The sequence below is a fragment of the Neobacillus sp. NPDC097160 genome (genome assembly GCF_044762155.1).
Classification (GTDB): Bacteria; Bacillota; Bacilli; order Bacillales; family Cytobacillaceae; genus Neobacillus.
The window spans coordinates 116670-142780 of sequence record NZ_JBIWDU010000014.1; the positions used below are offsets into that span (position 1 = coordinate 116670).

Below are 26111 nucleotides of genomic sequence, written 5' to 3' on the forward strand. Positions count from 1 at the left end.
TTGCTAAAATAATAACTATAGATTGAGGTGAAAAATATGCCAAAAGGTGTAGGGAAAGTAGTCGCGCAAAACAAAAAGGCGTACCACGATTATTTTATCGAAGAAACGTACGAAGCCGGGATCGTCTTGCAGGGGACGGAAATCAAGTCGATACGTGCAGGTAAAGTGAATCTCAAAGATGCCTATGCGAGGATTCAGAATGGCGAGGCGATTCTGTTTGGGATGCACGTGAGCCCGTATGAACAGGGAAATATTTTTAATCATGACCCATTACGAACACGTAAGTTATTACTTCATAAGCGTGAGATCAGTAAGTTGCTTGGAGAAACAAAAGAGGCTGGATATGCCCTTGTTCCATTAAAGCTTTATTTGAAAAATGGCTTTTGCAAGGTTTTAATTGGATTAGCAAAGGGTAAGAAAAACTATGATAAGCGTGAATCCTTGAAGCAAAAAGAAGCGAAGCGTGAAATCGAACGAGCTTTCCGCGATCGTCAAAAGATGTAACTTACAAATAATTACAATTGAAATTTGCTGTGAGTATGTTATAATAAGTTTGTCGCTAAGTTAGCGGCAGAAACTTTTGCTCAAAACAGTGTTGAGCATCCTAACGTCTAGCTTCATTTTTATATGGGGACGCTACGGATTCGACAGGGGTAGTTTGAGCTTAGGTTGCGAGTCGAGGGGATCGGCCTCGTTAAAACGTCAAAGCCATAACTGGCAAAACTAACAACAACCTCGCTTTCGCAGCTTAATACTGCATAGCGGTTCCTCCCTCCATTGCCCATGTGGTAGGGTAAGGGACTCACTCTAAGTGGGCTACGCCGGATTCCACCGCCTGAGGATGAAGGAAGAGAACAACCAGGCTAGCTGACCGGACGCCGGTCGATAGGCAAAAGGCTCAGCGAAACACCAATATATCGACTACACTCGTAGATGCTTAAGTGGCGATATCTTTGGACGCGGGTTCGATTAAGTATTAGTCGCCTTATGTGGTAACACATAAGTGAAAATCTGGCTTTATCGGTGAAACCTAAGTCACTTTTAGTAGTGATAAGGCAATGCCGAGCGGTATGTGGAGCAATCCAACAGCCGTGTATCGACTTATAGGCTGCCATTCTGAAATGGTAGTACTAGGATGCGAAATCTCACCATTTGGTGAAAATTATGTTTCGCATAAGACGCCAGGGGACCTGTTCTAGGGCAGGTTCAAGATATAGTCAGTGCCATGACGAAAGCATGGAAACGCACGTCCCGCCGTCTCCACCATACATAGGTGGATAACAAGATCAGCAGATAAGATGCTGGTCTTTTTTATATTTTAAAAAAGGAATCTTCAAATGCGATTTTCTTGTGAAGTAATACTGAGTTATATTTTCCGTTTCTTGGTGTAACCTTTTCGTAATTTTTGAGTATCCAAAGGGCACGATTTCTTTTTTTATCAACTCTTAAATAGGGAGTAACATGTTTTAATAAGTCCAAAACAGTTTCTTTTTTCTTTATATTTAATGTAAAGGAATCTTTATGTCGATCTGGATTGTAGTTCTTTTTATTGTTGATACCAAAAGTTCTTTGTCTGTAGAGGCGATAGTAATACAAGGGCGGCGATGTTCATTTTCATGCATTCTGGTTAAAGTAATTGAGCCTTCTCCATCAATAATTCCTGCGACATAAGCAGCTTCCCAGCTTTCCAATAAAAATCCCTCCCTTTATTTATAAAAAGGAACATTTGTTTCATTTTTATTTTACTTTTTCTTATCCCCTTTTTCAAATAATAACCAAAAAAAAGCTACCCTTTTGTTTAATCACAATGATTAAAAAAGGGTAGCTTTTTCAGTTTACATAGGTGTTTGAGAAATTAATGTGGCATATTCATGTTAGTGTTCATATTCATATTGTTTGTTTGCGGCATTCCTTGAGCAGGTGCATAGGCATTAAGAAGCTGCGTCATATCCTGCTGGGCTAACTGCGGCACTTGATAGTAATGATGTTTATTTTGATAAATGGAAAGCTCATAAGCCATTTCAATGCAATTTGGAACAGAATCCGCAAGTACGCGGCGCACCACCGGGTTCGTTACCTCACATGCTGCCATTGTTTTCATCGATGCTCCTGATTTCACAGCACCTAGCATGATTCCCGAAATGGAGGCATCTGTAAGCTCTGTTGGAGATTGCACCGGTTTTTTTGGCTGAGAAGGTTGCAGCCCATAAATGAAGTCATTCCCTTGCTTCATTTCATACCTCTCTGTCCGCTGTGAAGGATCTTGTCCGGATTTGAAACACTCTACCGTGATGTTGTATTCTTCCTGCATAAATTGATATTGACGATCCAAAATATCAAGCAGTTCTGGGTCTTTTACGTGTTGGCGTAATAACAAATACTGGTCCATTGTGCCAATCGCCCCCGATAGCACTTCATGAACATCAAATACTTCATGGCCGCCATGGTTCATTTGCGGCGGCACAGCCCCAGTATGCATATTTTGGTGCATTTGCCCTTGTTGGTTTTGCATCATCACAAATCTCCTCCTTCTCGTTTTGAACAAACATAGTTATTATGTTTCGAGAAAACGGGAGTTATTCGGTTTTCTGCTGTTTTAAAAATTAATACCATGTCAATAATGAAATGTAGTTGAATTTTGGGGGTGCAGTGTAAGTGAAAGAGGAATTGAGAATTTTCCATCAGATTTTTACGACAACCTATGATGCGATTGAAAAATTTATGAATTTGCTTGACCCGGTGATTCAAAATGCTGTGGATGACCATGAACGGCTGTATTATCATCATATTTTTGAAGAAGAAGAACAGCGGCTTTCGCGCCTAGTGGAGCTGATTCCACTTATTAATAAGTTTGAAAAAGAAAAGCCTGACGCCGATTTTGCTCCAACAAACAATGAATTTAACCGGCTCCTCCAAGAGTTGAATCTTGAAAAATTTGGCTTACATAACTTCGTTGAACATCTCGATTTAGCTCTATTTCGCTTTACCGATGAGGAACGCAGCACGATGTTAAATCAACTGCGAGAAGTATCTTACCAGGATTATCAGCAGGTAAAGACGATGTTAAATGAAATCAACATGCGTTTTGATAGTGTCTACATAGACCCTCATGCCCATCACGATGAGCACCATGATCATTTAGATCGCTCGGGTACTGTTTCACCATCCGCGGCCTCGATTAAACAAAAAAAAGGATTCACAGTCGGGAGTTTGAGGTATTTTTTTTAAAAGGGTATCTTAAAAATTGCTGTTTGGCGGAATAAAGTGTCAATTTGGCGGAATTAATTAGAAAGTTGGCGGAATTAATCTCGAGTTTGGCGGAATAAATCATTAGTTAGGCGGAATTCCAGCACAAGTTGGCGGAATCCTCGAGGAAAGAGAGCTCTTTTTTAGAAAAAGGCCTCGGAATTAACATATAAAAGGTAATAGAAAAGGGTTTGGCGGAATAAATCCAAAAGTTGGCGGAATAAACGCGAAAACTCGCGGAATTAATGCGAAAACCCGCGGAATAAATCCAAAAGTCCGCGGAATTCTACCCTTAGTCCGCGGAATAACTCATAAGGAGTCAAGCCGAACCAAAGAAAGAGAGGAAAAAACCATGAACAAATCGCAATTATTTCCGGATTCACCTTTATCGGATCCAGAATTCGGCCAATTAGATAATACTGTCATTGAAACGGCACGCAGGCAGTTGGTTGGCCGCCGTTTTATCGAATTATACGGCCCGCTTGGGCGAGGCATGCAAAGCATTGCCAATGACATTTTTACCGAAACAATCGAAGCCAAAATGGACATCCAGGGCTCGTTTGATACTACCTTTGAATCAAGTAAACGCGTCAATCACACGATTCCGCTTCTATATAAGGATTTCATCTTGTTTTGGCGTGATTTGGAACAGGCAAAAGTATTGAATATCCCGGTTGATTTTTCACCAGCAGCGAATGCCGCCCGCGATGTGGCTAATTTAGAGGACCAAATGATTTTTCACGGGGCAAAGGAATTTGACATCCCGGGCCTAATGAACGTGCAGGGGCGCCTTACCCATCTGATTGGCGAATGGTATGAATCAGGAACAGCCTTCCAGGATATTGTCGAGGCAAGAAGCAAGCTGCTGGAAATGAACCATAATGGCCCGTTTGCCCTTGTGCTGTCACCGGAACTTTATTCACTTATCCACCGTGTACATAGGGATACAAATGTTTTAGAAATTGAACATATTCGCGAGCTGGTAACGGATGGGGTGTTCCAATCACCTGTGTTAAAAGGGCGAGCGGGGGTCATCCTAAATACAGGGCGCAACAATTTAGACCTGGCTGTTTCCGAGGATTTCGATACCGCGTACATGGGGCAGGAAGGCATGAACCACCCATTCCGTGTTTATGAAACGGTTGTTTTACGGATTAAACGGCCTTCGGCAATCTGCACATTGGAATTCATAGGAGAATAACGGGTGGGGCAGCGAGTTTTTACCGTAGGATCGCTAATTCCTGGAAAAATGGTAACTGTCGTTAAGGCTTTAGAAAGACCCGCAGAAACCAAGCTTGTAAACATAATCGTTCAACAGGGCGGAAATCAATTTGAGATTTCACCGGAAAAAGGGAAACTTCTGGATGCAGCTCTGAATCAGGGAAAGCCGCTCCAGTTTAAATGCCGAAAAGGAACTTGCGGCCAGTGCACAGTAAAGGTTATCCAAGGATCGGGGCTATCAAAGCCAAATGAACAAGAAGATAAAAAGCTAAATAAGGAAATCGCCAACGGGTATCGCTTAGCCTGCCAGGCGGAGATTCTTTTTAAAAAAAACAGGGCCCATCAATCGGACCTCGTTTAGGCATGCAAACGAACTAATTTATCTTCAACAGGAAACGGCAGTGAAATATTGTGGCTGTTCAGCTCTTTCACGCTAATATCGTGAACAAGCTTCAATGCTTCTTTTTTAAAAGTAGGTGTAATGAAGCCTGCATTGACTTCACATAATCTTTGTAAGTACTGCAATGTATCGCGGACCATGATTTCTTTTATAAAAGTGTTATTGAGCTGGCAGATTAATTTGTGCTGCAAGCCTTTAATGACGGCAATTTGATCGACATGGGCAATGATGTTAGCACCATCCTCATCAATAAAGCCGACGGAAACATATTGTCCTTTTGAGATATCAACATTTGTAAACACTGGGTTTAGGTAGGTTTCACCAGATGATAAGCGAATCGAATCTGCTTCAGCTGCACCGCCGATTTTTCGTTGATTTGCAAGAACTGTGTGAATATCCTTCAACCCAAATAGCATGTTAAACATGTTGTATCCCCCTCCGATGTAATGTCTATACTCGTCATTTTATAGATAATGAGAATCATTGTCAATGGGAATCACAAATCAATAATGACGGTTATTTGAACATTATCAATGTAAGGATATATAAAACCTAAAAAATCCCTAAAATGAAAATACTTGCTTTCATGCTCAAAATCCATTACAATAAATCTTACAAAAAACGGAAGGGTGACCTTGGAACGATGATCTTATAATCCTATTATTTATGAAAAAAAATACAATCTTTTTTTCTGAATAGGATTAGTCTGTACTTTTATACAAGTCGATAAGATCATAGTGTCCCCTCTATCAGGGATATTTTGCCGCTTTGAAATTGTATTGTGCCGCCTCCTGTTCAGAAAAATGCAGGAGGTTTTTATATGGAAAATAATATAACACAAGCAGCACCAACAGGAAGTTTATTTCGCAACCGGGTCTTTCTCGCTATCATCATGTCAGGATTATTTTTACAAGTAGGTATTTGGGTGCGGAACTTTGCCGTACTGCTGTTTGTAATGGAGCAGACAAACGGTGATGCGTTTGCAGTCTCAATGATCTCAGTGGCAGAGTTTGCCCCAATCTTTATCTTTTCCTTTATCGGCGGGACCTTTGCGGATCGCTGGGCACCGAAAAAGACAATGGTCTGGTGCGATATTTTGAGCGCGGTATCGATATTTGTCGTGCTGATCACCCTTATTTTCGGAACGTGGAAGGTAGTATTTTTCGCGACGTTAATCTCGGCGATCCTTTCACAATTCTCCCAGCCATCAGGGATGAAATTATTTAAAATGCATTTGTTACCAGATCAAGTGCAGGCAGCGATGTCTGTCTATCAAACGGTCTTTGCTTTATTTATGGTCTTAGGGCCTATGATTGGAACGTTCGTTTTTCAATCGTTTGGCATTGATGTCTCGATTGCTATTACAGGCCTTGCCTTCTTACTTTCAGCCGCAGCACTTGGATTCTTGCCAAAGGACCGCCCGCTAGAAGAAGTGGGTGACTCGACATTATTGCAGGAAATGAAAAGCGGTATTAAATATGTTCTTGGAAAAAGGGAGTTGAGCTTATTAGGCCTATGTTTCATGGCTGCAGGGCTGGGAATTGGCTTCATTAACCCACTATCCATTTTCCTTGTCACCGAACAATTAGACCTGCCAAAGGAAAACCTTCAGTGGTTATTTATGGTCAATGGGGTCGGGATGATCATCGGCGGGGCGGCAGCGATGATTTTTGCAAAAAATGTGGCGCCACAAAGGCTGCTTGTTTTTGGAATGCTTGTCAATGGAATCGGCATAGCTGTTATGGGCTGGTCGACAAACCTATGGATTACATTGATCGCAGAGTTTGCCAATGGTCTGATGATGCCGTGTATTCAAATTGGAATCAATACATTGATTTTGAAAAAGACAGAAGAGGCCTTTATCGGCAGGGTAAACGGGATCTTAAGCCCGCTGTTCGCCGGATCAATGGTCATAACGATGAGTATCGCCGGTATTTTAAAAGAGCAATTTTCATTGGTCACAACCTTTGAAACATCGGCCGTCTTTTTCATCATCGGTTTACTCTTCATCTTACCGTTATACAATCAAAAACAGCAAACCAAGCCTGAAATCCTCAGTTCAAAATAGCAATAGCAGAGCAGAGAAATTGATATCTCTGCTCTTTATAGTAGTAATGGTGCCTGTCACCAATATTACTATTGTCACCAAAACTACTACTCCCACTATTATTACTACGGTTTTGTACTTATTCGAAATATCCCCAAGTTTAATTTTTTGTATTTTTCCATTTGATAGAGTTGTTTAATTGTGATTTAAGACAAATTTAAGAAATGGTTAAGGACAAATTAATCCAGATTACCCGATAATAATACGGTGCACTTGAAAAAAAGTTATGAGTCAGGAGTGAAAAATCAAATATGTCTATTTCACAAGTAAATATAGATGCCTTTCGAGCGATCAATGATATAGGAATAAAAAACGTTTCCCTAGATCCAATTGCCATTTTTATGGCCGATTACATGATCTTTGTTTTAGCATTAGGTATGTTAGTATATTGGTTTACACGAACCAATAAAAATAGAATGATGGTGATCCAAGGTGGAGTTGCTTTTGTGATTGCCGAAGTCCTTGGAAAAATCGCCGGAACCATGTATTACCACAACCAGCCATTTGCCGAGCTGCCACATGTAAACCAACTTATTGCCCATGCGGTCGACAATGCCTTTCCGAGTGACCACTCCATCCTGTTTTTCTCCATCTGTTTTTCATTTTGGTTAGTACGCAAAAAAGAGGGATGGATCTGGCTGATCGTTGCTGTTATAGTTGGTATCTCCCGGATCATGGTTGGGGTTCACTATCCGGGCGATGTTCTTACCGGCGCTCTAATTGGAATTTGTGCAGCTGTCTTTTCTTATTGGCTTGTTCCAAGGCTCAGCTTTGTTACAACTATCCTTACGAAATATGAAAAAGTGGAGCAATCCTTACTGCCGATAAAAGCGAAGACTGAAGATCAGTCCAATCATTATTAAAGGAAAAGATTGATGCTTTTTTAGATTCGCCGATAGAATGGTCGAATTCGCCGATAGACGAGTCACTTAGTAAAATCAGCAGCTATTTAAGTGTAATTTTAAACCAGAAATTCAGCTTTTTTTAAAAAAGAAACCTCTTTGAACCCAGATTCAAAGAGGTTTTTTCCTGTTTATGCAAGAACTCCAGCACCATGTAAACTGACAATCGTTCCCGCTTTTCCCTCCATTGCATGAAAGGCCTGGTCCAATGAGGTAATAATTGTTTTTCGTTCAGGACTTGTTTCGGCAAACGATATCGCGGCCTCAACTTTAGGAAGCATACTACCCGCTGCAAACTGCCCGCCCGAAATATATGTCTGCAGCTCCTCAATACTTATATCTTCTAATTTCTTCTGCGTTGGTTTATTAAAATCAATATACACATTGTCGACGGCGGTGAGGATAATGAGAGCATCGGCATCAACTAGCTCTGCCAGTTTTTGTGAAGCAAAATCTTTATCAATCACCGCCTCGATTCCGAGTAATCCATTATCTGTCTCTATGACTGGAATCCCGCCGCCGCCGACAGAAATGACGATGTTCCCTTGCTCTACGAGGGAATTGATCACCGAATGCTCGCGAATGCTTACAGGCTTCGGTGAAGGCACAACCCGCCGCCAGCCGCGTCCGGCATCTTCTTTAAAACAGGTATTTGTTTCTTCCATGATTCTCCGCGCCTCTTCTTCGTTGTAGAAAGGACCAATCGGCTTAGAAGGATTTAAAAATGCAGGGTCATTTTGATCGACCACTACTCGAGTCACAACCGTCACGACATTTTTCAAAATACCGCGTTCCTTTAAAACCTTATCCATGGCGTTTTGCATCCAGTAGCCAATCATCCCCTGACTCATCGCCCCGCATGTATCAAGCGGCATCGCTGGATTTTTTACAGAATCGGCGGCAGCCTGCTGCAGCAATATATTCCCAACCTGCGGCCCATTTCCATGGGAAATAATAATATCAATTCCTTTTTCGATAAAATCTACAAGCTGACGTGCTGTTTTTTCAAGTGCCAGCTGCTGAGCTTCAGCCGTTGCGTCACCAGATTGAATGGCATTTCCGCCTAAGGCGATGACCACTTTTTGTCTTTTCATATCGATGTCTCCTCTTCGTTTAGTATGAAAAGGGGCGGTGTAACAACGAATTCCTCACACCGCCTCTATCATCTTCCTACATGTGAGTCTTAACTCATCAAGGCAGCCGCACTCATAATCACCATGACGATGATAGATAACACTAAAACCAGTTTCCAAACGTGTTTAAGGTAGGTGCTATATGGAATGCGTGCAATGGCGAGTGCGCCCATGATTACTGCACTTGTTGGCGTAAGTAAGTTCACAATCCCTGAAGCACTTTGGTAGGAGGTGATCACCAAATCCCTGCCGATTCCGGCAAAGTCCGCCAGTGGCGCCATAATCGGCATCGAAAGAGTCGCAAGTCCTGATGTCGATGGCACTAGGAACGATAATGGCAAGTAAAATAAGAATGATAGATTCGTAAACAGGATGGAACCCATATTATCTAGCACCCCTTCGCCCCAATGAAGCACGGTTGCGGTCATTCCGCCGGCATCCATGACAACGGTGATGCCTCGGGAGATCCCGATGATAATGGCAACACCTAATAAATCGCGCGCACCGTTGATAAATGTACTGGTGAAATTCTCTTCACCCATTTTAAAAATAAAGGCAATGATGATGGAGGAGGTTAAGAATAACATCGTTAATTCCCCGAACCACCATTCACCGAGCGGGATCATACCACCAAGTAATTTACCGATAAATGGTATCTTTCCTATTGCTTTGACCAAATCTTCGAAAATAGTAATATTAAATTTATAGGCCCATGGGATAACCCCTAAAATCATCACGACAAAGGTTAACCCGAATACCCAAAGTACAGCTTTACGGCGGCCGGTGAATTCAATATCCTCAGTTTTCTGTGTTAAAAAATGCTTCTCATTTTCCGTCTTCATATTGGCAATCAGTGATTTGGACGGGTCGTCTTTCACTTTTTTTGCATAGCGCATTACAAACAGAATCGTAACGATTAAGGTAACAACTAGGATAATTAGGCGAAGCCCCATCCCGTCACCAATGGAAACTCCGGCAAATCCGGAGGCAATCCCTGTTGCAAATGGGTTAACGGTCGAACCTAAGCAGCCGATACCGGCACCAAGAGCGATAATCGATACCGCTGTTAGCGCGTCATATCCTGCTGCAATCAACACTGGGATCAAGATCGGATAGAAGGCAATGGTTTCTTCGGCCATCCCGTAAGTCGAACCGCCGATTGCAAAAAGAACCATCAGGATCGGGATCAGCCATTGCTCTCGGCCCTTCAATTTTCGGATGACCCGGGAGATCCCGGCATCAATCGCACCTGTTTTCATCACCACTCCAAGGAAGCCGCCGATGACGAGCACGAACAGGGCGATATCTTTAGCATCAAAAAATCCGTTAATCGGCGCATTTAATACTTCCCATACACCTTGAGGGGTTTGCTCTTTACCTGGCAGCTGATTATACGTTCCAGCTACCGGGATTTCTTGTTGTGTCGCTTTATCCACTTTTGTATCGTATTTTCCTCCGGGGATGGCCCAGGTTAATGCAGCAATGACGACAATAATCAAAAATAATAACGTATAGGCAGTAGGCATCTTTAATTTTTTCATCGGAAATTCCCCCATAAAATTGTTCTAGCGGGATAGATGGTAGATTGCTTTGGCATATATGTGCATGGCCTTAAACATTTCTGCAAGTTCGATGTGTTCGTTCGGCTGATGCTCGGTTTTCGTTTGCTGTGGAAAAATCGCTCCAAAGGCAACAAAGTTATCCATCGCTCTGGCGTAAGTGGCGCCGCCTGATGAAATCGGCTCTGAAACAAAATCACCTGTTACCTCTTGATACACCTTCATTAGTGTCTGAATTAAAAAATGATCCTTCGGTACATAAATCGATTTTAAGTAGTCGAATTCTTTGTAGTCCAAGCCGTATTCCTTGGCGATTTGGGTAAGTGTATCCACAATCACTTGTTTATCGGCTGTCACCGGGATGCGGATATCAATTGATAATCTTTCGACTTCCTCGTTTAACTCAATTTTTCCGACATTGAATTTCAATTTTCCTGACGCTTCATCTTCACAGTCGCCAAAAATTTTCACCGCGTAAGGATCTTCCATGACCAATTCATTGACGAGCTCGATGGTTTTAGAGCTATAACCAATCTGTTTTAAGCCGATTAGGAGGCGATTAATGGCATTAATGCCTTTTTCCGCTACCTGGGCATGGACCACTTTTCCTAAAAGAACTACCTTATTACCAGTTGTTTCATATGAAAAACCTAACTTATCCAATGCATCCATTAATTCAGCTTGCTTTTCACCGGTGTATGTTGCGGTGTCAGGCACCGCATTAAAGGCATTGCCAGCCTGCAGCAGGAGCTTTGTTTCGTTTTTCCCTTCTAAATGCAGCTGGAGCAGGCCTTTTTCGGCGTAAACGAGCGGGAAGACGGAGTCAGGTGCAAACCCCATGCTCGGTATTTCTTCGAGTTCACAGTAGCGGTTCATGCAGCGCCACAGCGTTTCTTCGTCCGTCCCGAAAATAAATCGAACTCTTTTATTAAAAGTAACCCCAAGTTTCATCAACGCTTTCGTGGCAAATAGGGCGGCAAGTGTCGGACCCTTGTCATCCTGTGTGCCACGGCCGTACATTTTTCCATCTTTGATCGTGGCCTGGAAGGGTGGAGTTACCCATTCATCCTGGCTTCCTGCGGGAACAACGTCAAGATGCCCAAGGACACCAATCATTTCTTCACCAGCACCGATTTCGGCATAGCCGTAATAACCTTTCGGGTCGTAATACGTGCGGAAACCAAGCTCCTCGCAAATTTCTAGAGTCTTTCTTAGGGCCCAGTCAATATTTTTACCAAAAGGGGTATCTCTATCGATTTCATTTATTACACTCGGGATTGCAATGAGCTCTATTAACGCTTGATGAAAATCTTTTTCGATCTTTCGCAGCTCAGGAATGAATGCTTCGGAGATATTGTCCATACGTTTCCTCCATTACACATTTATTAAGATGATTTTTATATGTTCGGTCGTGGTTTAAACGACCGAACAGAGTAATTTTTTATGAGAACGGTCGATTAGAAGAGCTCTAAACGCCCGAACAAGGTAATTTTTCAAGAGAACGGTCGCTTAGAAGAGCTCTAAACGCCCGAACAAGGTACTTTTTCATGAGAACAGTCGCTTAGAAGAGCTCTAAACGCCCGAACAGAGTAATATTTCATGAAAAGGGTCGCTTAGAACTGCTCTAAAAGCCCAAACAAGGTCATATTTTTCAATTACGGTCGATTAGAACCGATCTAAGCGACCGCCAAGGGCAATTTTTCCCGATTACGGTCGCTTAGAACACATCAGAGTTATTCCAAATGCCCAAGTGTAGCGGCCATGACGGCTTTAATCGTATGCATCCTGTTTTCTGCTTGATCAAATACCTTTGAATGCTCGCTGCGGAAGACTTCGTCGGTTACTTCCATTTCCGCAAGGAAGTGTTTTTCAAAAATGTCCTTACCGTAGCTTGTTTCTTGATCATGGAAGGCAGGGAGGCAGTGTAGGAAAATCATATTGTCATTGCCTGTCATTTTCACCATGTCCATTGTGACTTGGTATGGAGAGAGCATGGCAATCCTTTCAGCAAACTTCGCCTCTTCCCCCATAGACACCCAAACATCAGTGTAAATCACATCCGCTCCAGCAACACCTTCCTCAACATCCGCAGTAACTGTTACGCGGCCGCCAGATTGCCCAGCTAACTCACGAGCCAGCTCCACAATTTCCGGAGCAGGGAACAACGATTCAGGTGCACAAATCCGAACGTCCATGCCGACAAGGGCGCCGCCAACAAGCAGGCTGTTGGCCACATTATTTCTACCATCGCCCACATAGACAAATTTAATTCCTTCAAGGCGGCCGAAGTTTTCTTTAACTGTTAAGAAGTCAGCGAGTGTTTGCGTTGGGTGCCATAAATCGGTCAAGCCGTTCCAAACCGGTACACCTGAATGCTCCGCCAACATTTCCACCTTTTTATGCTCGAAGCCGCGGAATTCGATGCCGTCAAACATGCGGCCCAATACTTTAGCCGTATCTTCAATCGATTCTTTTTTACCAAGCTGGATATCATCTTTTCCTAAATATTCAGGGTGTGCGCCTAGGTCGGTACATGCAACAGTGAAAGCGCAGCGAGTGCGAGTTGATGGTTTTTCAAAAAGCAACGCGATATTTTTTCCTTCCAAATGGCGGTGTGAAATTCCATGCTTTTTCTCATCCTTCAATTGCATCGCTAAATCGATTAAATAAACAAACTCTTCTTTTGAAAAATCTTTTTCGCAAAGAAAGCTTTTTCCATAAAATTGAGGTGCAGTGATTAACATAGTCATCTTTCTCCTTTTTAAAAATTTATTTGTGTAAATCTTCTCGAACAATCGGCATGCTCATGCAGCGAGGGCCGCCACGGCCGCGGGACAATTCCGAGCTTAATATTTCAATTACCTCAATACCATGCTGACGTAATAAACCATTGGAGATGTAGTTGCGGTCATAGGTGACAACGACGCCTGGGGCAATCGCCAATGTATTGGAGCCATCATTCCATTGCTCGCGGGAAGCCGCGATTTCATCTCCGCCGCCGCATGGGATTAAAATAAGCTCGTCTAGATGTAAAACTTCCTTCAATGCTTCCTGAAGGTTGGTGCGGTGGGTGATGTTGACGTGTTCATCATCCACACCTTTTTCGAGAATATAAACATTCATATTGCCTTGTGGACCTTGGATTTCCGGGTGAATCGTAAATTTATCGTAATCTACCATCGTAAACACGGTGTCAAGATGCATAAAAGCACGACATTTTGGAATCTCCACGGCGACAACTTTTTTAATCGAATCTTGCTTTTTAATGAGATTAAGGGCTAATTTTTCAATCGCTCTAGCAGAAGTTCGGGCGGAAACACCAATGGCCACTACTTTCTCATTAAGAACAAGCTCATCGCCGCCTTCAATCGAGAAGCCGAAGTCACGGTCTAACCAGACTGGAACATCATGACCGGCAAAGCGTGGATGATGTTTGATGATGTATTGCATGAACAACGATTCACGCCTTCGTGCCGGTTCCCGCATCCGGTTGATCGATAAGCCGTTTCCGATGCTTGCTGCCGGATCACGGGTGAAATAGAGGTTCGGCATCGGGTCCAAATAGAATGGATAGTGATCCTCCATGAATTCGTAAAGGTGAGATTTCTTCTCTGGTTCTATCTCTTTTTTCAAAATCCCACTCATCACTTTGTCCACCATGTCAGCCGTCGAAAAAGAAAGAAGATATTCCTTTAACACGTTGGCAGCGCCGTTGACATTTGCCTTGCTTTCTCGTAATATATCATCAACAAATTGTTTTTTTATCTCTGGATTACTTAATGTTTCAACCACCAATTTTTCGAGGTATAGGACTTCTATGCCTCGATTTTTTAATGTCTCGGCAAAATAATCATGCTCTCTCTGGATAATCGGTAAATAAGGAATATCATCGAATAAAAGCCGCTGCAGGTATTCAGGCGTTAGATTTTCGACTTCCTTACCTGGCCGTTTCAGTAAAACAGTTCGTAAAGTACCGATTTCCGAGGTAACATGGATCGGATGCTTTAATTTATTTTGGGTGTCCCGCTGAGAAGTTAGTTCTACAATACTGCTCATCATTCTTCCTCCTTTATTTAATCTTTCCTTGCTACACCTTCATTCTAAGTGATGTAAACCCTTTCTTTTGTAAGCACCCTTACATACAAAATGTAATAATCCTAACGTTTTTTTGTCAGTCGCATAAATAGACTTGTATAAATATGTATTTTTCAATAAGAATCAGTCTTTTCAAAAGTAATACCCTGAATAATGGCTGAATGACATAATAAGTTCACAGATAAAGTTCTAAAATTAAGAAAATTACGGAAGCAAAACAAAAGGCTGACTCGGAATGGAGTCAGCCTCATTTATAGTTCTTTAAAATAATCCGGTTGATGGATTCTCATTTTTTTGGATGTAACCGAGATAATCTTTTCTCTTTTTAACTGGTTAATTAGCAGACTTACCGTTTCCCTGGTTGTTCCGGATACCTTAGAGATGTGAGAGGCTGTAAGAGGGCAGGGGATGACAACCTCACTACCGTCCTTCACCCCGAGATCCTCCATTAAAAACTGAATCGAATGCAACACGCGCTCTTGCGCATGTGGAATGAGAATTCGCTGCACACGTTTCTGATGAAGGTTTAGGATATCTGATAGTTTCGAAATAATATAGAGTAATTGCTTTGGATTGGTTTTGAGTATCTCCTCTAAGATATGGGTTTGGACGAAGTACAAATGAACATCGGTAACGGCAATGGCCGTGTCGTGGTAAACCTGGTCCTGAAACATCCCGCCTGTCGGAAACATTTGATTTTTTTTAATAAAGTCTAAATAAAGCATGCTGCCTTCTTCACTGGCCCGTTCAAACATCACATACCCATCGAGCAAAAAAAAGATTTTGTCGCGCGGGTCACCTTGCATAAACAGACATTGGTTCTTCTTGTAGCTGCGAAAATAAAAATAGGGCAGATATTTTTTTAATGTTTTGGCAGACAGGCAGGAAAAAACCTCAAATTGCTGTAAATCAGCAAGCACATCCATATTGATCACAGGTGAGTTGAGCATACTAATCTCTCCTTTTCGTGTGACTACTCTTGAAATAAATCGATTTGCTGCTTGATCCCGACAGCCTCTTCAGGGGAACGGCAAATAATTAAGCACGTATCATTGCCGCAAATCGTTCCCGCTTTTCCATCAATCTCCATCGAATCTAGCAAGGCCCCAAACGCATGGGCATGGCCGGGCAGTGTTTTTATTATCACAAAATAGTTAATGACCTCCATCCCAACAAGCGCATCCCGCAATTTATGGCGTAGCTTCTCAGAAATCAGATGATCCTGATCCATTTTAAAACTATACTTCAAATTGCCATCCTTAGAAGGGACCTTAATCAGCTTCAATTCGCGAATGTCTCTGGAGATGGTCGCCTGCGTCACCGGCAAACCACTATCATAAAGCCATTGCCCCAGCTCTTCCTGCGTCTTTATCTCATGCTCAGAGATAAGCCTTGAAATCGTTTGCAATCTCATCTCTTTATTCATCGGCAATACTCGCTTTCTATAGAATTCCTTACTTACATCATATTGCCAATTTCTATAAATTGGTATGTATAAATCGTGAACATATTTTTACAATAATATTTCCGTTTCCTCAATAAAAAGGGCTGATCGCAAAGGAATCCTCAGGAAGATTTACCTTTGAAGTGGAAGATTTAGTTAAAAATAAAAAAACGGAAGAGAAACATTCCGTTAAGAGCATTTTAAAAGTGGAAATTGAATTGACTGAGGATCAATTAAGCCCTCAGAAATTAAAACAAATAAAAGAATTAATAGATCTCATAAACACAGATTAATAAATTTTTTAAGAGATCAGTTTTCCTAGAGGAAATTGTTCTTTTTTTTGGCACCTTATGAAATTACCAAGCTATGTAACAAGGATAGTATCGAAAGAAATGCAGCCCCACAAATGATGGATAAGACAGACTGTAACCGTATGTTCTGAATCCTAGAAAACAAAAACGACCCACACAAGCTAAACCAAACAATAACGGTCAAAATAATAAAGCTATCTAGAATGATATAGGTGATCTTCCCCCAATATACAAGCCCCCCAATTCCGCAACATAGAACCACAGGAACAAAAAAATCCTTCCAATCGGCAATAACCGGCTGACTCCCATTCTCAAGAGCCTTTGCCGACAGCAACGGATAAAGAAAATAAGGCAATACAAAACCGAAGCTGGTGCCTGACACCAATCTCCTTAGATTATTACTTTCAAATAAATGTAAATATGAGCCTGTGCCGTCGACCGCGATGGGCGCCATTAATAATAGAAGAAAGAAGCTCATTTTTATCGAGGGAATCGTAATTTTCACCTTCCGTTTAACCAGATGCAAGTAAGCCAGTGTTGAAAAGATCCCGATATAGATCCCGGCGTCGCGGGCGCAGACGGATAGTGTTTTTCCGGAAGTGTGAAGTGATCGTTCTTCTAATTGGTGGCAGATTGCTCTTCCGAAGAAGTGCAGCACGTCTTGAATCAACACAAATCACCTCGATGACAATGAACCCAATCCATTCTAAGTGAATTGGGTTTTTGCTTTCAATTTTTGCGATCTTTTTTAATATCCCGTCATAAACGCAGGGGCAATCGAGAGGGCAGAGAGAGCAAACCAGCAGATGCAGCTTAGAACGGTTACGGCAATGGCAATGATTAAACAGTTTTTGCCGACGGTTTTCTTTTCGGGGTCTTGATCATTCATCCAAATAATTCCTAAAATGATTCCGACAATTGGAATAAGGATTGATAAGATGTAGTAAAGTGCTTTTTGCCCACCTGACACAAATCTCACCTCCATGACAAAGAAATCTTCTTCAATGATATGTATGTAACTCGCCCCAAGAATTTGCCTGTACCTATTTTTGAAATTTCTGATTTATTTTTCCTGACCTCCCCCTTTTTCCATTTTTTCTTGTTATAATGGATTGGTAAAAAGTTGCAAATCACTCGTGAATATGGAAAATAGGGGTTTTTGTCAAAAATCGTAGTCGAATTAACTAGTAATATCCATTTTATTTAATAGAATTGTAATATTTTTAATAGATTAGAAACAAATTTGGCAGAAATTCGTCTATAATGGAGGAAGGAAAAATCAACGAAGAGGGAATGAACGATGCGGAAACGAAAAAGAGGATGGTCAAGAGGGACAATAATCGTCATTATTGCGATTGGGTTCTTGTTTGCAGGGGTCTTTGTGAGCAATTATTTTCAGGCGAATGCTGCAGGCAAACCTAGTAATCACGGAAAAAATGAATCTATTAAGCGGGCTATGGCAAAAGGACCAACAACAGAATCGATTGTCAGGAACACAAAAGACTTAATGATTGAAAAAGAATGGATGCACAAGCAGCAAGATAAAGCGATATCTTGGAGAAATCAACAAAACCAAGTGCCCGAAACCAATACTACTGAAACGGCCGCAGCACAACCTGCCACAGAAGAAACAGCAACTCCTCAGCCACCGGAAAAGGAATCGAATGCAGCCCAGCCAGAACAAAATAATACACAGCCACAGGGGAATAATAAGACGGTTTATTTAACATTTGATGATGGTCCGGCACCTTTTTCGGGTGACATCATTGCTGCTTTGGAACAGTATCAGTTCAAAGCGACATTTTTTATGATTGACGGGAATATCCGCAGATATCCTGATGCAGTAAAATTGATGGTTCAGAATGGGGAAACAGTAGGCCTTCACAGCGTATCCCACAACCAGAAAGTTTTTTATGCCTCAGCGGATTCGATCATCTCGGAACTAACACAGAACCGGAACACACTAAAAGAAATATCCGGCGTCGATTCGTATATCATGAGAACCCCGTATGGAAGTGTTCCTTATATGACACCGGAATACCGACAAGCGGTTACGGATAACGGATATTTAATGTGGGATTGGAATATTGACAGTAAGGACTGGTATTATAAGGATGCCCGCTATGTTGACAGTGTTATAGAGCAATTAAATAAATTGGCAGACCATAATGGGCCAATTGTGATTCTTTTACACGAGAGACAGGAAACGCTTGCCCATCTGCCGGCGCTGCTTGATTATTTAAGTAAACAAGGCTATGAAGGCAAGGCAATCGACAGTTCCATGACACCTGTTCAATTTAGTGCAAGATAGCATGTTAAAAAGGACAGAATACCTATATATTTGATATAATAAAAATGCACGAATAGTAAAAATAATGGGGTTCGATAATTGCTTATGATAAATAAACTTTTGCAGAGCAGCGGATTTAAAAGAATATCCATCTTTGTTTTAATTGCGATCATTTTATATGCAATGAGGTCAATGATTAATTTAATATTACTCACGTTCATTTTTACTTTTTTAATGGATCGGCTGGTTCAATTCATTGAGAGGAAAGTTCCGCTTAATCGCAGGTTGCTCGTGATCATATCCTATGCCTGTATTGTCGGTCTGTTTTCGTATGGTTTGGTCATGTATCTGCCGATGATTGCCGGTGAAATTACCCAATTAATCAAGCAATTAACGGCATTTTACACTTCGAACCATGATAATATCGTCTTGAATTATGTGGTAAGCCAAATGGAAGAAAATAAAATTTCCAGTTACTTGGAGCAGGGCTTTACCTTCTTAATTAAGTATTTTACTGATATTAGTAAAATTACCTTGCAAGTTTTATTGGCCTTGTTGTTGAGTTTATTCTGCCTTTTAGAAAAACCGCGCTTAATTGAATTTACAAAGAAATTCAGAACGAGCAAAATTTCATTTATTTATGTAGAAATTGAATTTTTTGCCCGTAAATTTGTTGGAACGTTCGGTAAAGTAATTGAAGCACAATTAATCATTGCCTTAGTGAACTGCATCTTAACAACCATTTTCTTATGGTTGCTTAAGTTCCCGCAGCTTGGCGGATTATCGATTATGATTTTCGTTTTGGGCTTAATCCCGGTTGCTGGTGTGATTATTTCGTTAATCCCGCTTGTGATTATCGCCTATAGTATTGGCGGTATGATCAAGGTTCTCTATGTCGGGATTGCGATTGCGGTCATTCACGGCATTGAAGCCTATATTTTAAATCCAAATTTAATGAGTTCAAAAACAAATCTACCTGTTTTCTATACATTCATTGTGTTAATTTTCTCCGAGCACTTTTTTGGTGTCTGGGGACTGATTATTGGAATACCAGTGTTTGTGTTCCTTTTGGATGTATTAGAAGTGACGGAGCCGAAAAAGGTTAAGTAAAAAAGTCCAGTCATTGGGCTTTTTTTTCATTTCTGTTATTCTAGATGTAATAAAAGTTAAGGAGGATTGCCGGATGAGCGAATGCAAGTTAGATCACTCGCAGGAAGATGTAAAAAGTAAATATGAATCCCAAGCCGCATTTTTACCTGAGGACATGAAGCCGTTATTCAATCAGTTTTTTGAAAAAGAACATACACAAGATTTGTTAAATGAGGTCTTTCATCTTTTGAAAAAATATGATTTAGCATCAGCGGAAGAACAGAATGAACGGAATAACCGTTTATATTTGGTCGTAAAGAACGTTTAATAAAAAATGGGCCCCGCACACATGGCATGGGGCCCGATTTTTCTTTAACACATACATATTAATGAAATATGGTATTTTAGAAAATATTAAAGGTAGCCAATTTATTTTTATAAAAGGAAAGAGGATTCGATGGGAGAATTAGTAAAGCTTTTGAAACGCGGAAATAAGTCAGCAATGCTTGCCGCCATTATTAATACGATTATTTCGATTATTAAAGGTGTGGCCTTTATGTTTACAGGCAATGTCGCGATGTTTGCCGAAACGATGCATAGTCTTGGGGATGCCGCTAATCAGTTTTTTGTGTTTATCGGGTCTGCCTTAAGTAAAAAGGCACCGACGGAAAAATACCCTAATGGTTTTGGCCGCCTCGTCAACCTTGTCCTTTTGGGGGCAGTGTTGATTGTCGGCATTATGGCCTTTGAAACGATCAAAGAAGGCTGGCACCATGTTGTCCATCCAACAAAATCCGGCGGTTTCATCATCAATATCCTAGTTTTAGCCGTGTCAACGATTCTTGAGACCTTTGTCTTGTTTAAGGCAATGAAGGAAATTTTACATGATATTGGTGTGGAAGCAAGCGGCCCGAGTGTGTTTGCAAAAAGTTTTGCCAATTTGGGCAGAGCGAAACCGGCGACAAAGCTTGTTTTCATGGAGGATCTCGTCGCAACCTTGGGTGGCTTGTTAGCGATTATCGCTGTGGTCATTGCCCATTTCACTGATTTCCATCGGTTAGAAGGTATTGCCTCCATGCTGATTGGAGCGATGATGTTCTTTGTGGTGGGGAAGGTATTTTTAGACAATGCTGCAGGGGTTATTGGGCAGGCCGATGAGGAAATGGAAAACAAAATCGGAGCACTAGTCATGGAAGACCCTGATGTCAAGGATATTCAAGACATTACCGTCATTAAAGAGGGTGAGGACCTGCACGTTGAATTGGAAATTGAAGTGGATCCGAAATTAACGGTTGCCGCGGCCGACGATATTAAAGACCGTTTAGAGGAAAAAATTATGGCGGAAAAAGGGGTCGTCGATGTCACGATTGAGTTTGATGAAGAGGACGGCGTGATGACATGGCAAAAACGTAATGAATCGCCGGCAGAATAGAAAATGGATTCAAAAATTAAATGTGAAATTAAAATAGGTTCGCGCATGAAGTGCGCGAACCTTTATTGCGTGAAAAGTGTCCAGCTCCAGCGCCCAGTGTACTTCGCCCTTTTCCCTAAGATAAGTCAAATTGCTCTAGGCTATACGTCGCTAAACGGGCGCTTCCGCTTTTCCTATTCCCACGGTTTATGAGTGGTAAACACACTTGCCAGTTCTTTACTGCTTTTTCGATGCTCTTTCCGCTTTGCAGCTCGTTCCTTTCCTGTTTCATGAAGCTTTTTCTCTTCTTCGGTTTCAGGGATGATGCCTGGAACCTTTGTCGGTTTTCCACTATCATCTAACGCGACAAATGTTAAAAAGGCGGTAGCGGCAATTTTTCGGTCACCGGACATAAGGTTTTCCGCAATGACTTTGACGAAAATCTCCATTGAAGAATTACCCGTTGATGTGACAAAGGTTTCAATGCAAACAGAGTCCTTTGGTGTGATGGGACTCAAGAAATCGACAGAATCAATCGAGGCAGTCACACATTCAGCCCTGGAATGCCTTACTGCCGAAATAGAGGCAATCATATCAATATCGCTGATTAACTTCCCGCCAAACAATGTATTATGGTTATTGACATCATTCGGAAAAATCCTGCTCGTTCTTACTACTCTTGACTCATTACATGTTTTTGCTTCCATTTTATATACCTCCAATAGTTCATAAAGTCTTTTTATTTTGCTCGTTTCTAAACGATTGATGCTTTTTATGATTCGCCGATATAATTCAAAATTCGCCGATATACTAATTGGATTCGCCGATATAATTGAAAATCCGCTGATATACTTAGGAAATTCGCCGATATCTAAGATTAGTCCGCAAAAAAGATGTAAAATTACACTGTATTACTAATGTTCAGAAGCGAAAATATTGCTAGTAACAACATTATTTACCAAAACAGCTTTTTTTTGCCCAAAACTACATCTATAAACGAAAAACCTTTCTAAAAACACCAAAAATGGAGTAAGGCATTGTTTAATCATACATAATAAGCACATGAATAGACAACTCACAAGTGGAAGATGTGGTATGACATGGGAGGCAAAATTTTTCAAAGGTTATTATTAGTTGTTCCTTCTATTTTCATCGTGATTTCAGGCTGCCAACTCATACCGAATTTTAACGTTTCCGCACACTATGAAAATAAGACAGAAAACGGAATTCAACAAGCAATAAGAGACTATTTAATTTTTCATCATGTAAATGGCAGCATCGCTGTTGTAAAGCAAAATAAAATTCTTTTTCAAGAGGGAGTGGGGTTTGCCAATAGGAAAAGGCAAATTGCAAACAAACCAACGACAGCCCACCCGATTGCTTCCATTACGAAGCTGATGGTGGCGACGGGGATTATGCAGCTCCAGGATCAAGGGAAATTAACCATCCAAGATGCTGTGTCAAGCTATATTCCGGACTTTCCAAATGGGAAGAACATCAAACTCATCCATTTATTAAATCACACCTCTGGCATCCAAGCGCCTCGTTGGTCTTCAGGAAAAAAGAAGCCAGCGGACATGGTGAAAAGGATCACTCGAACATCGATTAGCTTTCCTGCCGGTACACAATGGGATTATAATGATATCAATTATCTAGCCCTCGGGCTTATTGTGGAAAAAGTGTCCGGCGAACCGCTCCATGACTACATACAGAAAAATATATTCAATAAGGCTTCGATGGGACATTCAGGTTTTATTACGGACGAGCAGACGGTTTTTTCGACAGGCTATTTAAAGCTTGGGAACCAATTGATCCCTGCTAAGCCATTGAACACTAATATGCTTTTTGGTTACGGTGATATTTATTCCACTGTCCTGGATTTATGTTTATTTGATGAAGCATTACTGAGCGGAAAGCTTGTTTCTAAACAAAGTTTAAAGGAAATGCTGACTCCGGGACCGAAATCAAACTATGGTTTAGGACTTTATGTTACAGATTCTAAGGTTTATAGCCGGGGTGTCATAGGCGGGTGGGAGTCGCTTCATGTTTATTTTAAAAATAAAACCTCCATCGCAATCCTCTTAAATGTGCGTGACAAAAGGATTGACATCCATCAGGTTGCCAAGGATATTTATATGATGATGAATGAAAGACATTTATGATAAAGTACATATATCAATTGAATTTAGCTAGGGGGCTCAAGGGATGAGTTTACAAGCACAGATTATGAGGGAGTTAAATGTCTCCCCGACCATTCAACCAAAAGAGGAGATTCGCAAGCGGATTGATTTTTTAAAAAATTATCTGGTAAAAACGAAGGCAAAAGGCTATGTTTTAGGGATCAGCGGCGGCCAGGATTCGAGTCTTGCCGGACGCCTTGCTCAGCTGGCTGTTGAGGAATTGCGCAGTGAGGGAACGGATGCTTTGTTTATTGCGGGCCGTCTTCCGTACGGTGTTCAGCAGGATGAGGATGATGCCAAGCTGTCTTTAGATTTTATTCGCGCAGATCGTGAAACAAGTTTTAACATCAAGACGCCTGTTGATGAAGTGCAAAGGGAATATGACCAGAGTTACGAAGGCGGTCCGCTCAGTGATTATCAAAAAGGCAACGTCAAGGCGCGGATGAGAATGATTGCTCAATATGCCATCGGCGGCATGGAGGGGCTGCTTGTCATCGGTACCGATCATGCGGCGGAAGCGGTAACGGGTTTCTATACAAAGTATGGGGATGGCGGTGCTGATGTCTTGCCGTTGACAGGCCTAACGAAACGTCAGGGTAAAGCATTGCTGAAAGAGTTGGGGGCGGATGAGCGCTTGTATTTAAAGGTTCCCACTGCTGACTTGCTCGATCAAAAACCCGGCCAGGCAGATGAAACAGAATTAGGCATCACCTATGATGAACTCGATGATTACCTCGAAGGGAAACCTGTTTCTAAAGAGGTTGCGGAAAAGGTTGAAAAGCGCTACATCCTCACAGAACATAAGCGGAGACTTCCTGCGAGTATGTTTGATGAATGGTGGAAATAAGAAAAGTGGAAGCGTCCGTTTAGCGGCGTATAGACTGGAGCGCTTCGACTGAGATAAAGGAAACACGGAGAGCGTTAGCGATCCGATGTTGACTTATCGTAGGGAGAAGAGCGAAGTCTACTAGACGCTGGGCGCTGGAGCTGGACAGTTATCAAAGCGAGATTGGCCACACTGGTCAGTCCCTTTTTTTTATTAAATATTTCAACTCTCTAATGCTTTATCACGATAAAATTTTCTATTGACATAGGGTTGGCCCAAGCGTATCCTAGTACCATAATTATTATTCGGAAATCATAAAAGAGAGAGTTGCACCGAGAGGGAGTCTCACAATGGGGAAATCTAATAAATTAGGGTTTTGGGTATTAACGGCACTTGTCGTTGGAAATATGGTAGGTTCAGGAATTTTCATGCTGCCACGATCATTATCAGAGGCATCTAGTCCGGCGGGGGTCATCATGGCCTGGCTGCTAACGGGCTTCGGTGTTTTGATGATCGCGCTTGTGTTTGGGAATTTAGCCACTCGCAAGCCAAACCTGACAGGCGGCCCGCAAATTTATGCCAAGGAGCTGTTTAAATCAGGCTCACAGGCATCAACGCTATCAGGATTTATGTCGTCTTGGGGATACTGGATTGGGAATGTTGCCGGAATTATTGCGGTTATTACAACCTTCGCAGGCTACTTATCCACTTTCTTTCCGATTTTAACAAGTAAAACCCCGTGGTTTACTATCGGCGGATTCACGGTCATGGTCGGAAATGGATTAACATTTATCGTTTGTACCGTCATGTTATGGGGAATTCACTTGATCATTTTGCGCGGAATGGAAAGTGCCGGCAAATTAAACTTTGTTGCCACAGCAGCAAAAGTCATCGGCTTTTTCTTATTTATCATCATCGGGTTGTTTGCTTTTCAAAAAAGCAATATCCTTCCGTTCGCTGCAATGAGGGCAGATGAGGCAGGACATGCCCTGGGGATGATGTCCCAAGTCAACAATGCAGCAGTTAACACATTATGGGCCTTTATCGGCATCGAGTCAGCGGTTGTATTTGCCGGCCGTGCGAAGAAACAAACAGATGTAAAAAGGGCAACCATTCTTGGTTTATTTATTGCCCTCGCGATTTACATGGGGATCAGCACGCTTGTGATGGGAATGATAGACCAAAACACGCTCATCCACTCTGACAAACCAATGATTGATGCGATTCAATCTGTTTTAGGACCGCTTAGCGGCAAGGTGCTTGCCGGAATTGGCCTAATCAGCTTATTTGGATCAACGATTGGCTGGGTGATGCTGAGTGCGGAAGTACCGTATCAGGCAGCAAAGCAGGGAGTATTTCTTCCGGCATTCTTAAAAGAAAATAAAAAGGGCTTACCATCGTTTTCCCTGCTTCTAACAAATGGAATTGGCCAGTTATTTATTTTTTCAACGGTTTCGAAGTCGATATCAGGGGCATTTGATTTTATTATCGTGATTGCCACGCTAGCTTATTTGGTGCCATACTTTATTTCATCCATTTACCAGCTTAAATTGGTGATGATTGGAGAAACGTATAAAGATAATCGTTCCAGAATCACAGATGGTGTGATTGCGCTTCTTTCCACGGTTTATTCTACTTGATAATTATCGCTGGAACAGCAGACCTAAAAACCTTTACGTATGGCATTATCTTAATCGCAAGCGGTATTCTTTTTTACAGACCACTTTTGAAAAAGTATCCTAGAGTCAAGAAAAAAGAAGTTTTATCTGCATAACCTATCAGAAATTTCCTGATAGGTTTTTATTTTTTATAAAAGGGTAAAATAAACTTATTCTTTTTGAAATATTTCTTTTGACAGGATGTAATCGATATAATATGATTATTAAATCCTAGAAAA

At 41.6% G+C, this 26111-nt stretch carries 25 protein-coding genes, 1 other RNA gene and 1 pseudogene; 14 read left to right on the forward strand and 13 right to left on the reverse strand.

All coding sequences use genetic code 11. From position 1 onward, the window contains the following. The first annotated feature begins 36 nt into the window (after nucleotides 1-36). Together smpB and ssrA are read left to right on the forward strand one after the other, a co-directional pair. Complete coding sequence (gene smpB / locus ACIQXV_RS19745) at nucleotides 37-504, forward strand: SsrA-binding protein SmpB (protein WP_007088059.1); 468 nt, start codon at nucleotides 37-39, stop codon at nucleotides 502-504. Between the two features lie 133 nt (nucleotides 505-637). Next, nucleotides 638-972, forward strand: a transfer-messenger RNA (tmRNA) gene (gene ssrA, locus ACIQXV_RS19750). Nucleotides 973-1502: 530 nt separating this feature from the next. Here ssrA and ACIQXV_RS19755 read toward each other — a convergent pair. Then, nucleotides 1503-1691 (reverse strand): hypothetical protein, encoded by a 189-nt coding sequence (locus ACIQXV_RS19755; protein WP_402961365.1) that lies wholly within the window; start codon nucleotides 1689-1691, stop codon nucleotides 1503-1505. A 164-nt stretch (nucleotides 1692-1855) separates the two neighbouring features. Further along, a complete protein-coding gene (locus ACIQXV_RS19760) occupies nucleotides 1856-2512 on the reverse strand; it encodes a spore coat protein (protein WP_402961473.1) in 657 nt (218 codons plus the stop codon). Between the two features lie 143 nt (nucleotides 2513-2655). Here ACIQXV_RS19760 and ACIQXV_RS19765 point away from each other — a divergent pair, with 143 nt between their 5' ends. The 3 genes from ACIQXV_RS19765 to ACIQXV_RS19775 all read left to right on the forward strand — a co-directional run bounded on the left by ACIQXV_RS19765 (nucleotide 2656) and on the right by ACIQXV_RS19775 (nucleotide 4828). Next, on the forward strand, nucleotides 2656-3228 hold the full coding sequence (locus tag ACIQXV_RS19765; protein ID WP_402961367.1) for an IMEF encapsulin system ferritin-like cargo protein: 573 nt from the start codon (nucleotides 2656-2658) through the stop codon (nucleotides 3226-3228). A 370-nt stretch (nucleotides 3229-3598) separates the two neighbouring features. Next, nucleotides 3599-4447, forward strand: coding sequence for a family 1 encapsulin nanocompartment shell protein (locus tag ACIQXV_RS19770; protein ID WP_402961369.1), 849 nt, complete (start codon nucleotides 3599-3601; stop codon nucleotides 4445-4447). Nucleotides 4448-4450: 3 nt separating this feature from the next. Then, on the forward strand, nucleotides 4451-4828 hold the full coding sequence (locus ACIQXV_RS19775) for a 2Fe-2S iron-sulfur cluster-binding protein (RefSeq protein WP_402961371.1): 378 nt from the start codon (nucleotides 4451-4453) through the stop codon (nucleotides 4826-4828). On the opposite strand, the gene ACIQXV_RS19780 is transcribed toward ACIQXV_RS19775, so the two are convergent. Further along, the gene (locus ACIQXV_RS19780) at nucleotides 4825-5292 is read right to left on the reverse strand and encodes a hypothetical protein (protein WP_402961373.1); all 468 of its coding nucleotides are present in this window, start codon (nucleotides 5290-5292) and stop codon (nucleotides 4825-4827) included. The two genes, ACIQXV_RS19775 and ACIQXV_RS19780, sit on opposite strands and share 4 nt — an antisense overlap. Nucleotides 5293-5687: 395 nt before the next feature. Between ACIQXV_RS19780 and ACIQXV_RS19785 the strand changes: the two genes are divergently transcribed. Together ACIQXV_RS19785 and ACIQXV_RS19790 are read left to right on the forward strand one after the other, a co-directional pair. Next, nucleotides 5688-6935, forward strand: coding sequence for an MFS transporter (locus tag ACIQXV_RS19785; protein WP_402961375.1), 1248 nt, complete (start codon nucleotides 5688-5690; stop codon nucleotides 6933-6935). A gap of 290 nt (nucleotides 6936-7225) precedes the next feature. Further along, nucleotides 7226-7837 (forward strand): undecaprenyl-diphosphatase, encoded by a 612-nt coding sequence (locus ACIQXV_RS19790; protein WP_402961377.1) that lies wholly within the window; start codon nucleotides 7226-7228, stop codon nucleotides 7835-7837. Nucleotides 7838-8007: 170 nt separating this feature from the next. Here the strand turns inward: ACIQXV_RS19790 and arcC are convergent, their stop codons facing one another. The 9 genes from arcC to ACIQXV_RS19835 all read right to left on the reverse strand — a co-directional run bounded on the left by arcC (nucleotide 8008) and on the right by ACIQXV_RS19835 (nucleotide 17388). Next, complete coding sequence (gene arcC, locus ACIQXV_RS19795) at nucleotides 8008-8970, reverse strand: carbamate kinase (RefSeq protein ID WP_402961379.1); 963 nt, start codon at nucleotides 8968-8970, stop codon at nucleotides 8008-8010. An 89-nt stretch (nucleotides 8971-9059) separates the two neighbouring features. Continuing rightward, complete coding sequence (locus ACIQXV_RS19800) at nucleotides 9060-10550, reverse strand: YfcC family protein (RefSeq protein WP_402961381.1); 1491 nt, start codon at nucleotides 10548-10550, stop codon at nucleotides 9060-9062. 24 nt (nucleotides 10551-10574) lie between these two features. Then, a complete protein-coding gene (locus tag ACIQXV_RS19805) occupies nucleotides 10575-11930 on the reverse strand; it encodes a M20 family metallopeptidase (protein WP_402961383.1) in 1356 nt (451 codons plus the stop codon). A gap of 371 nt (nucleotides 11931-12301) precedes the next feature. Continuing rightward, on the reverse strand, nucleotides 12302-13312 hold the full coding sequence (argF, locus tag ACIQXV_RS19810; protein WP_402961385.1) for an ornithine carbamoyltransferase: 1011 nt from the start codon (nucleotides 13310-13312) through the stop codon (nucleotides 12302-12304). 25 nt (nucleotides 13313-13337) lie between these two features. Next, complete coding sequence (gene arcA / locus ACIQXV_RS19815) at nucleotides 13338-14624, reverse strand: arginine deiminase (protein WP_402961387.1); 1287 nt, start codon at nucleotides 14622-14624, stop codon at nucleotides 13338-13340. A gap of 290 nt (nucleotides 14625-14914) precedes the next feature. Continuing rightward, a complete protein-coding gene (locus ACIQXV_RS19820) occupies nucleotides 14915-15613 on the reverse strand; it encodes a Crp/Fnr family transcriptional regulator (RefSeq protein ID WP_402961389.1) in 699 nt (232 codons plus the stop codon). 23 nt (nucleotides 15614-15636) lie between these two features. After that, a complete protein-coding gene (gene argR / locus ACIQXV_RS19825; RefSeq protein ID WP_402961391.1) occupies nucleotides 15637-16089 on the reverse strand; it encodes an arginine repressor in 453 nt (150 codons plus the stop codon). Nucleotides 16090-16455: 366 nt separating this feature from the next. Then, a complete protein-coding gene (locus tag ACIQXV_RS19830) occupies nucleotides 16456-17091 on the reverse strand; it encodes a DUF2085 domain-containing protein (protein ID WP_402961393.1) in 636 nt (211 codons plus the stop codon). A gap of 75 nt (nucleotides 17092-17166) precedes the next feature. Continuing rightward, a complete protein-coding gene (locus tag ACIQXV_RS19835; RefSeq protein WP_402961395.1) occupies nucleotides 17167-17388 on the reverse strand; it encodes a hypothetical protein in 222 nt (73 codons plus the stop codon). A gap of 330 nt (nucleotides 17389-17718) precedes the next feature. Between ACIQXV_RS19835 and ACIQXV_RS19840 the strand changes: the two genes are divergently transcribed. From ACIQXV_RS19840 to ACIQXV_RS19855, 4 genes are all read left to right on the forward strand, one after another. Then, nucleotides 17719-18729, forward strand: coding sequence for a polysaccharide deacetylase family protein (locus ACIQXV_RS19840; protein WP_402961397.1), 1011 nt, complete (start codon nucleotides 17719-17721; stop codon nucleotides 18727-18729). A gap of 78 nt (nucleotides 18730-18807) precedes the next feature. Then, on the forward strand, nucleotides 18808-19818 hold the full coding sequence (locus ACIQXV_RS19845) for an AI-2E family transporter (RefSeq protein ID WP_402961399.1): 1011 nt from the start codon (nucleotides 18808-18810) through the stop codon (nucleotides 19816-19818). A gap of 73 nt (nucleotides 19819-19891) precedes the next feature. Next, nucleotides 19892-20125 (forward strand): hypothetical protein, encoded by a 234-nt coding sequence (locus ACIQXV_RS19850; protein ID WP_402961401.1) that lies wholly within the window; start codon nucleotides 19892-19894, stop codon nucleotides 20123-20125. Nucleotides 20126-20254: 129 nt separating this feature from the next. Then, nucleotides 20255-21229 carry a cation diffusion facilitator family transporter gene (locus ACIQXV_RS19855; RefSeq protein ID WP_402961403.1) on the forward strand — a complete coding sequence of 325 codons (975 nt, stop codon included), beginning with the start codon at nucleotides 20255-20257 and terminating at the stop codon, nucleotides 21227-21229. A gap of 173 nt (nucleotides 21230-21402) precedes the next feature. Here the strand turns inward: ACIQXV_RS19855 and ACIQXV_RS19860 are convergent, their stop codons facing one another. Continuing rightward, nucleotides 21403-21915, reverse strand: coding sequence for an acyl-CoA thioesterase (locus tag ACIQXV_RS19860; protein WP_402961405.1), 513 nt, complete (start codon nucleotides 21913-21915; stop codon nucleotides 21403-21405). Nucleotides 21916-22308: 393 nt separating this feature from the next. Here ACIQXV_RS19860 and ACIQXV_RS19865 point away from each other — a divergent pair, with 393 nt between their 5' ends. The 3 genes and pseudogenes from ACIQXV_RS19865 to ACIQXV_RS19875 all read left to right on the forward strand — a co-directional run bounded on the left by ACIQXV_RS19865 (nucleotide 22309) and on the right by ACIQXV_RS19875 (nucleotide 25988). Next, nucleotides 22309-23370, forward strand: coding sequence for a serine hydrolase domain-containing protein (locus tag ACIQXV_RS19865; RefSeq protein WP_402961407.1), 1062 nt, complete (start codon nucleotides 22309-22311; stop codon nucleotides 23368-23370). Nucleotides 23371-23413: 43 nt separating this feature from the next. Beyond that, the gene (gene nadE / locus ACIQXV_RS19870) at nucleotides 23414-24235 is read left to right on the forward strand and encodes an ammonia-dependent NAD(+) synthetase (RefSeq protein ID WP_402961409.1); all 822 of its coding nucleotides are present in this window, start codon (nucleotides 23414-23416) and stop codon (nucleotides 24233-24235) included. A 329-nt stretch (nucleotides 24236-24564) separates the two neighbouring features. Beyond that, nucleotides 24565-25988, forward strand: a pseudogene (locus ACIQXV_RS19875) (amino acid permease). Nucleotides 25989-26111: the final 123 nt, after the last annotated feature.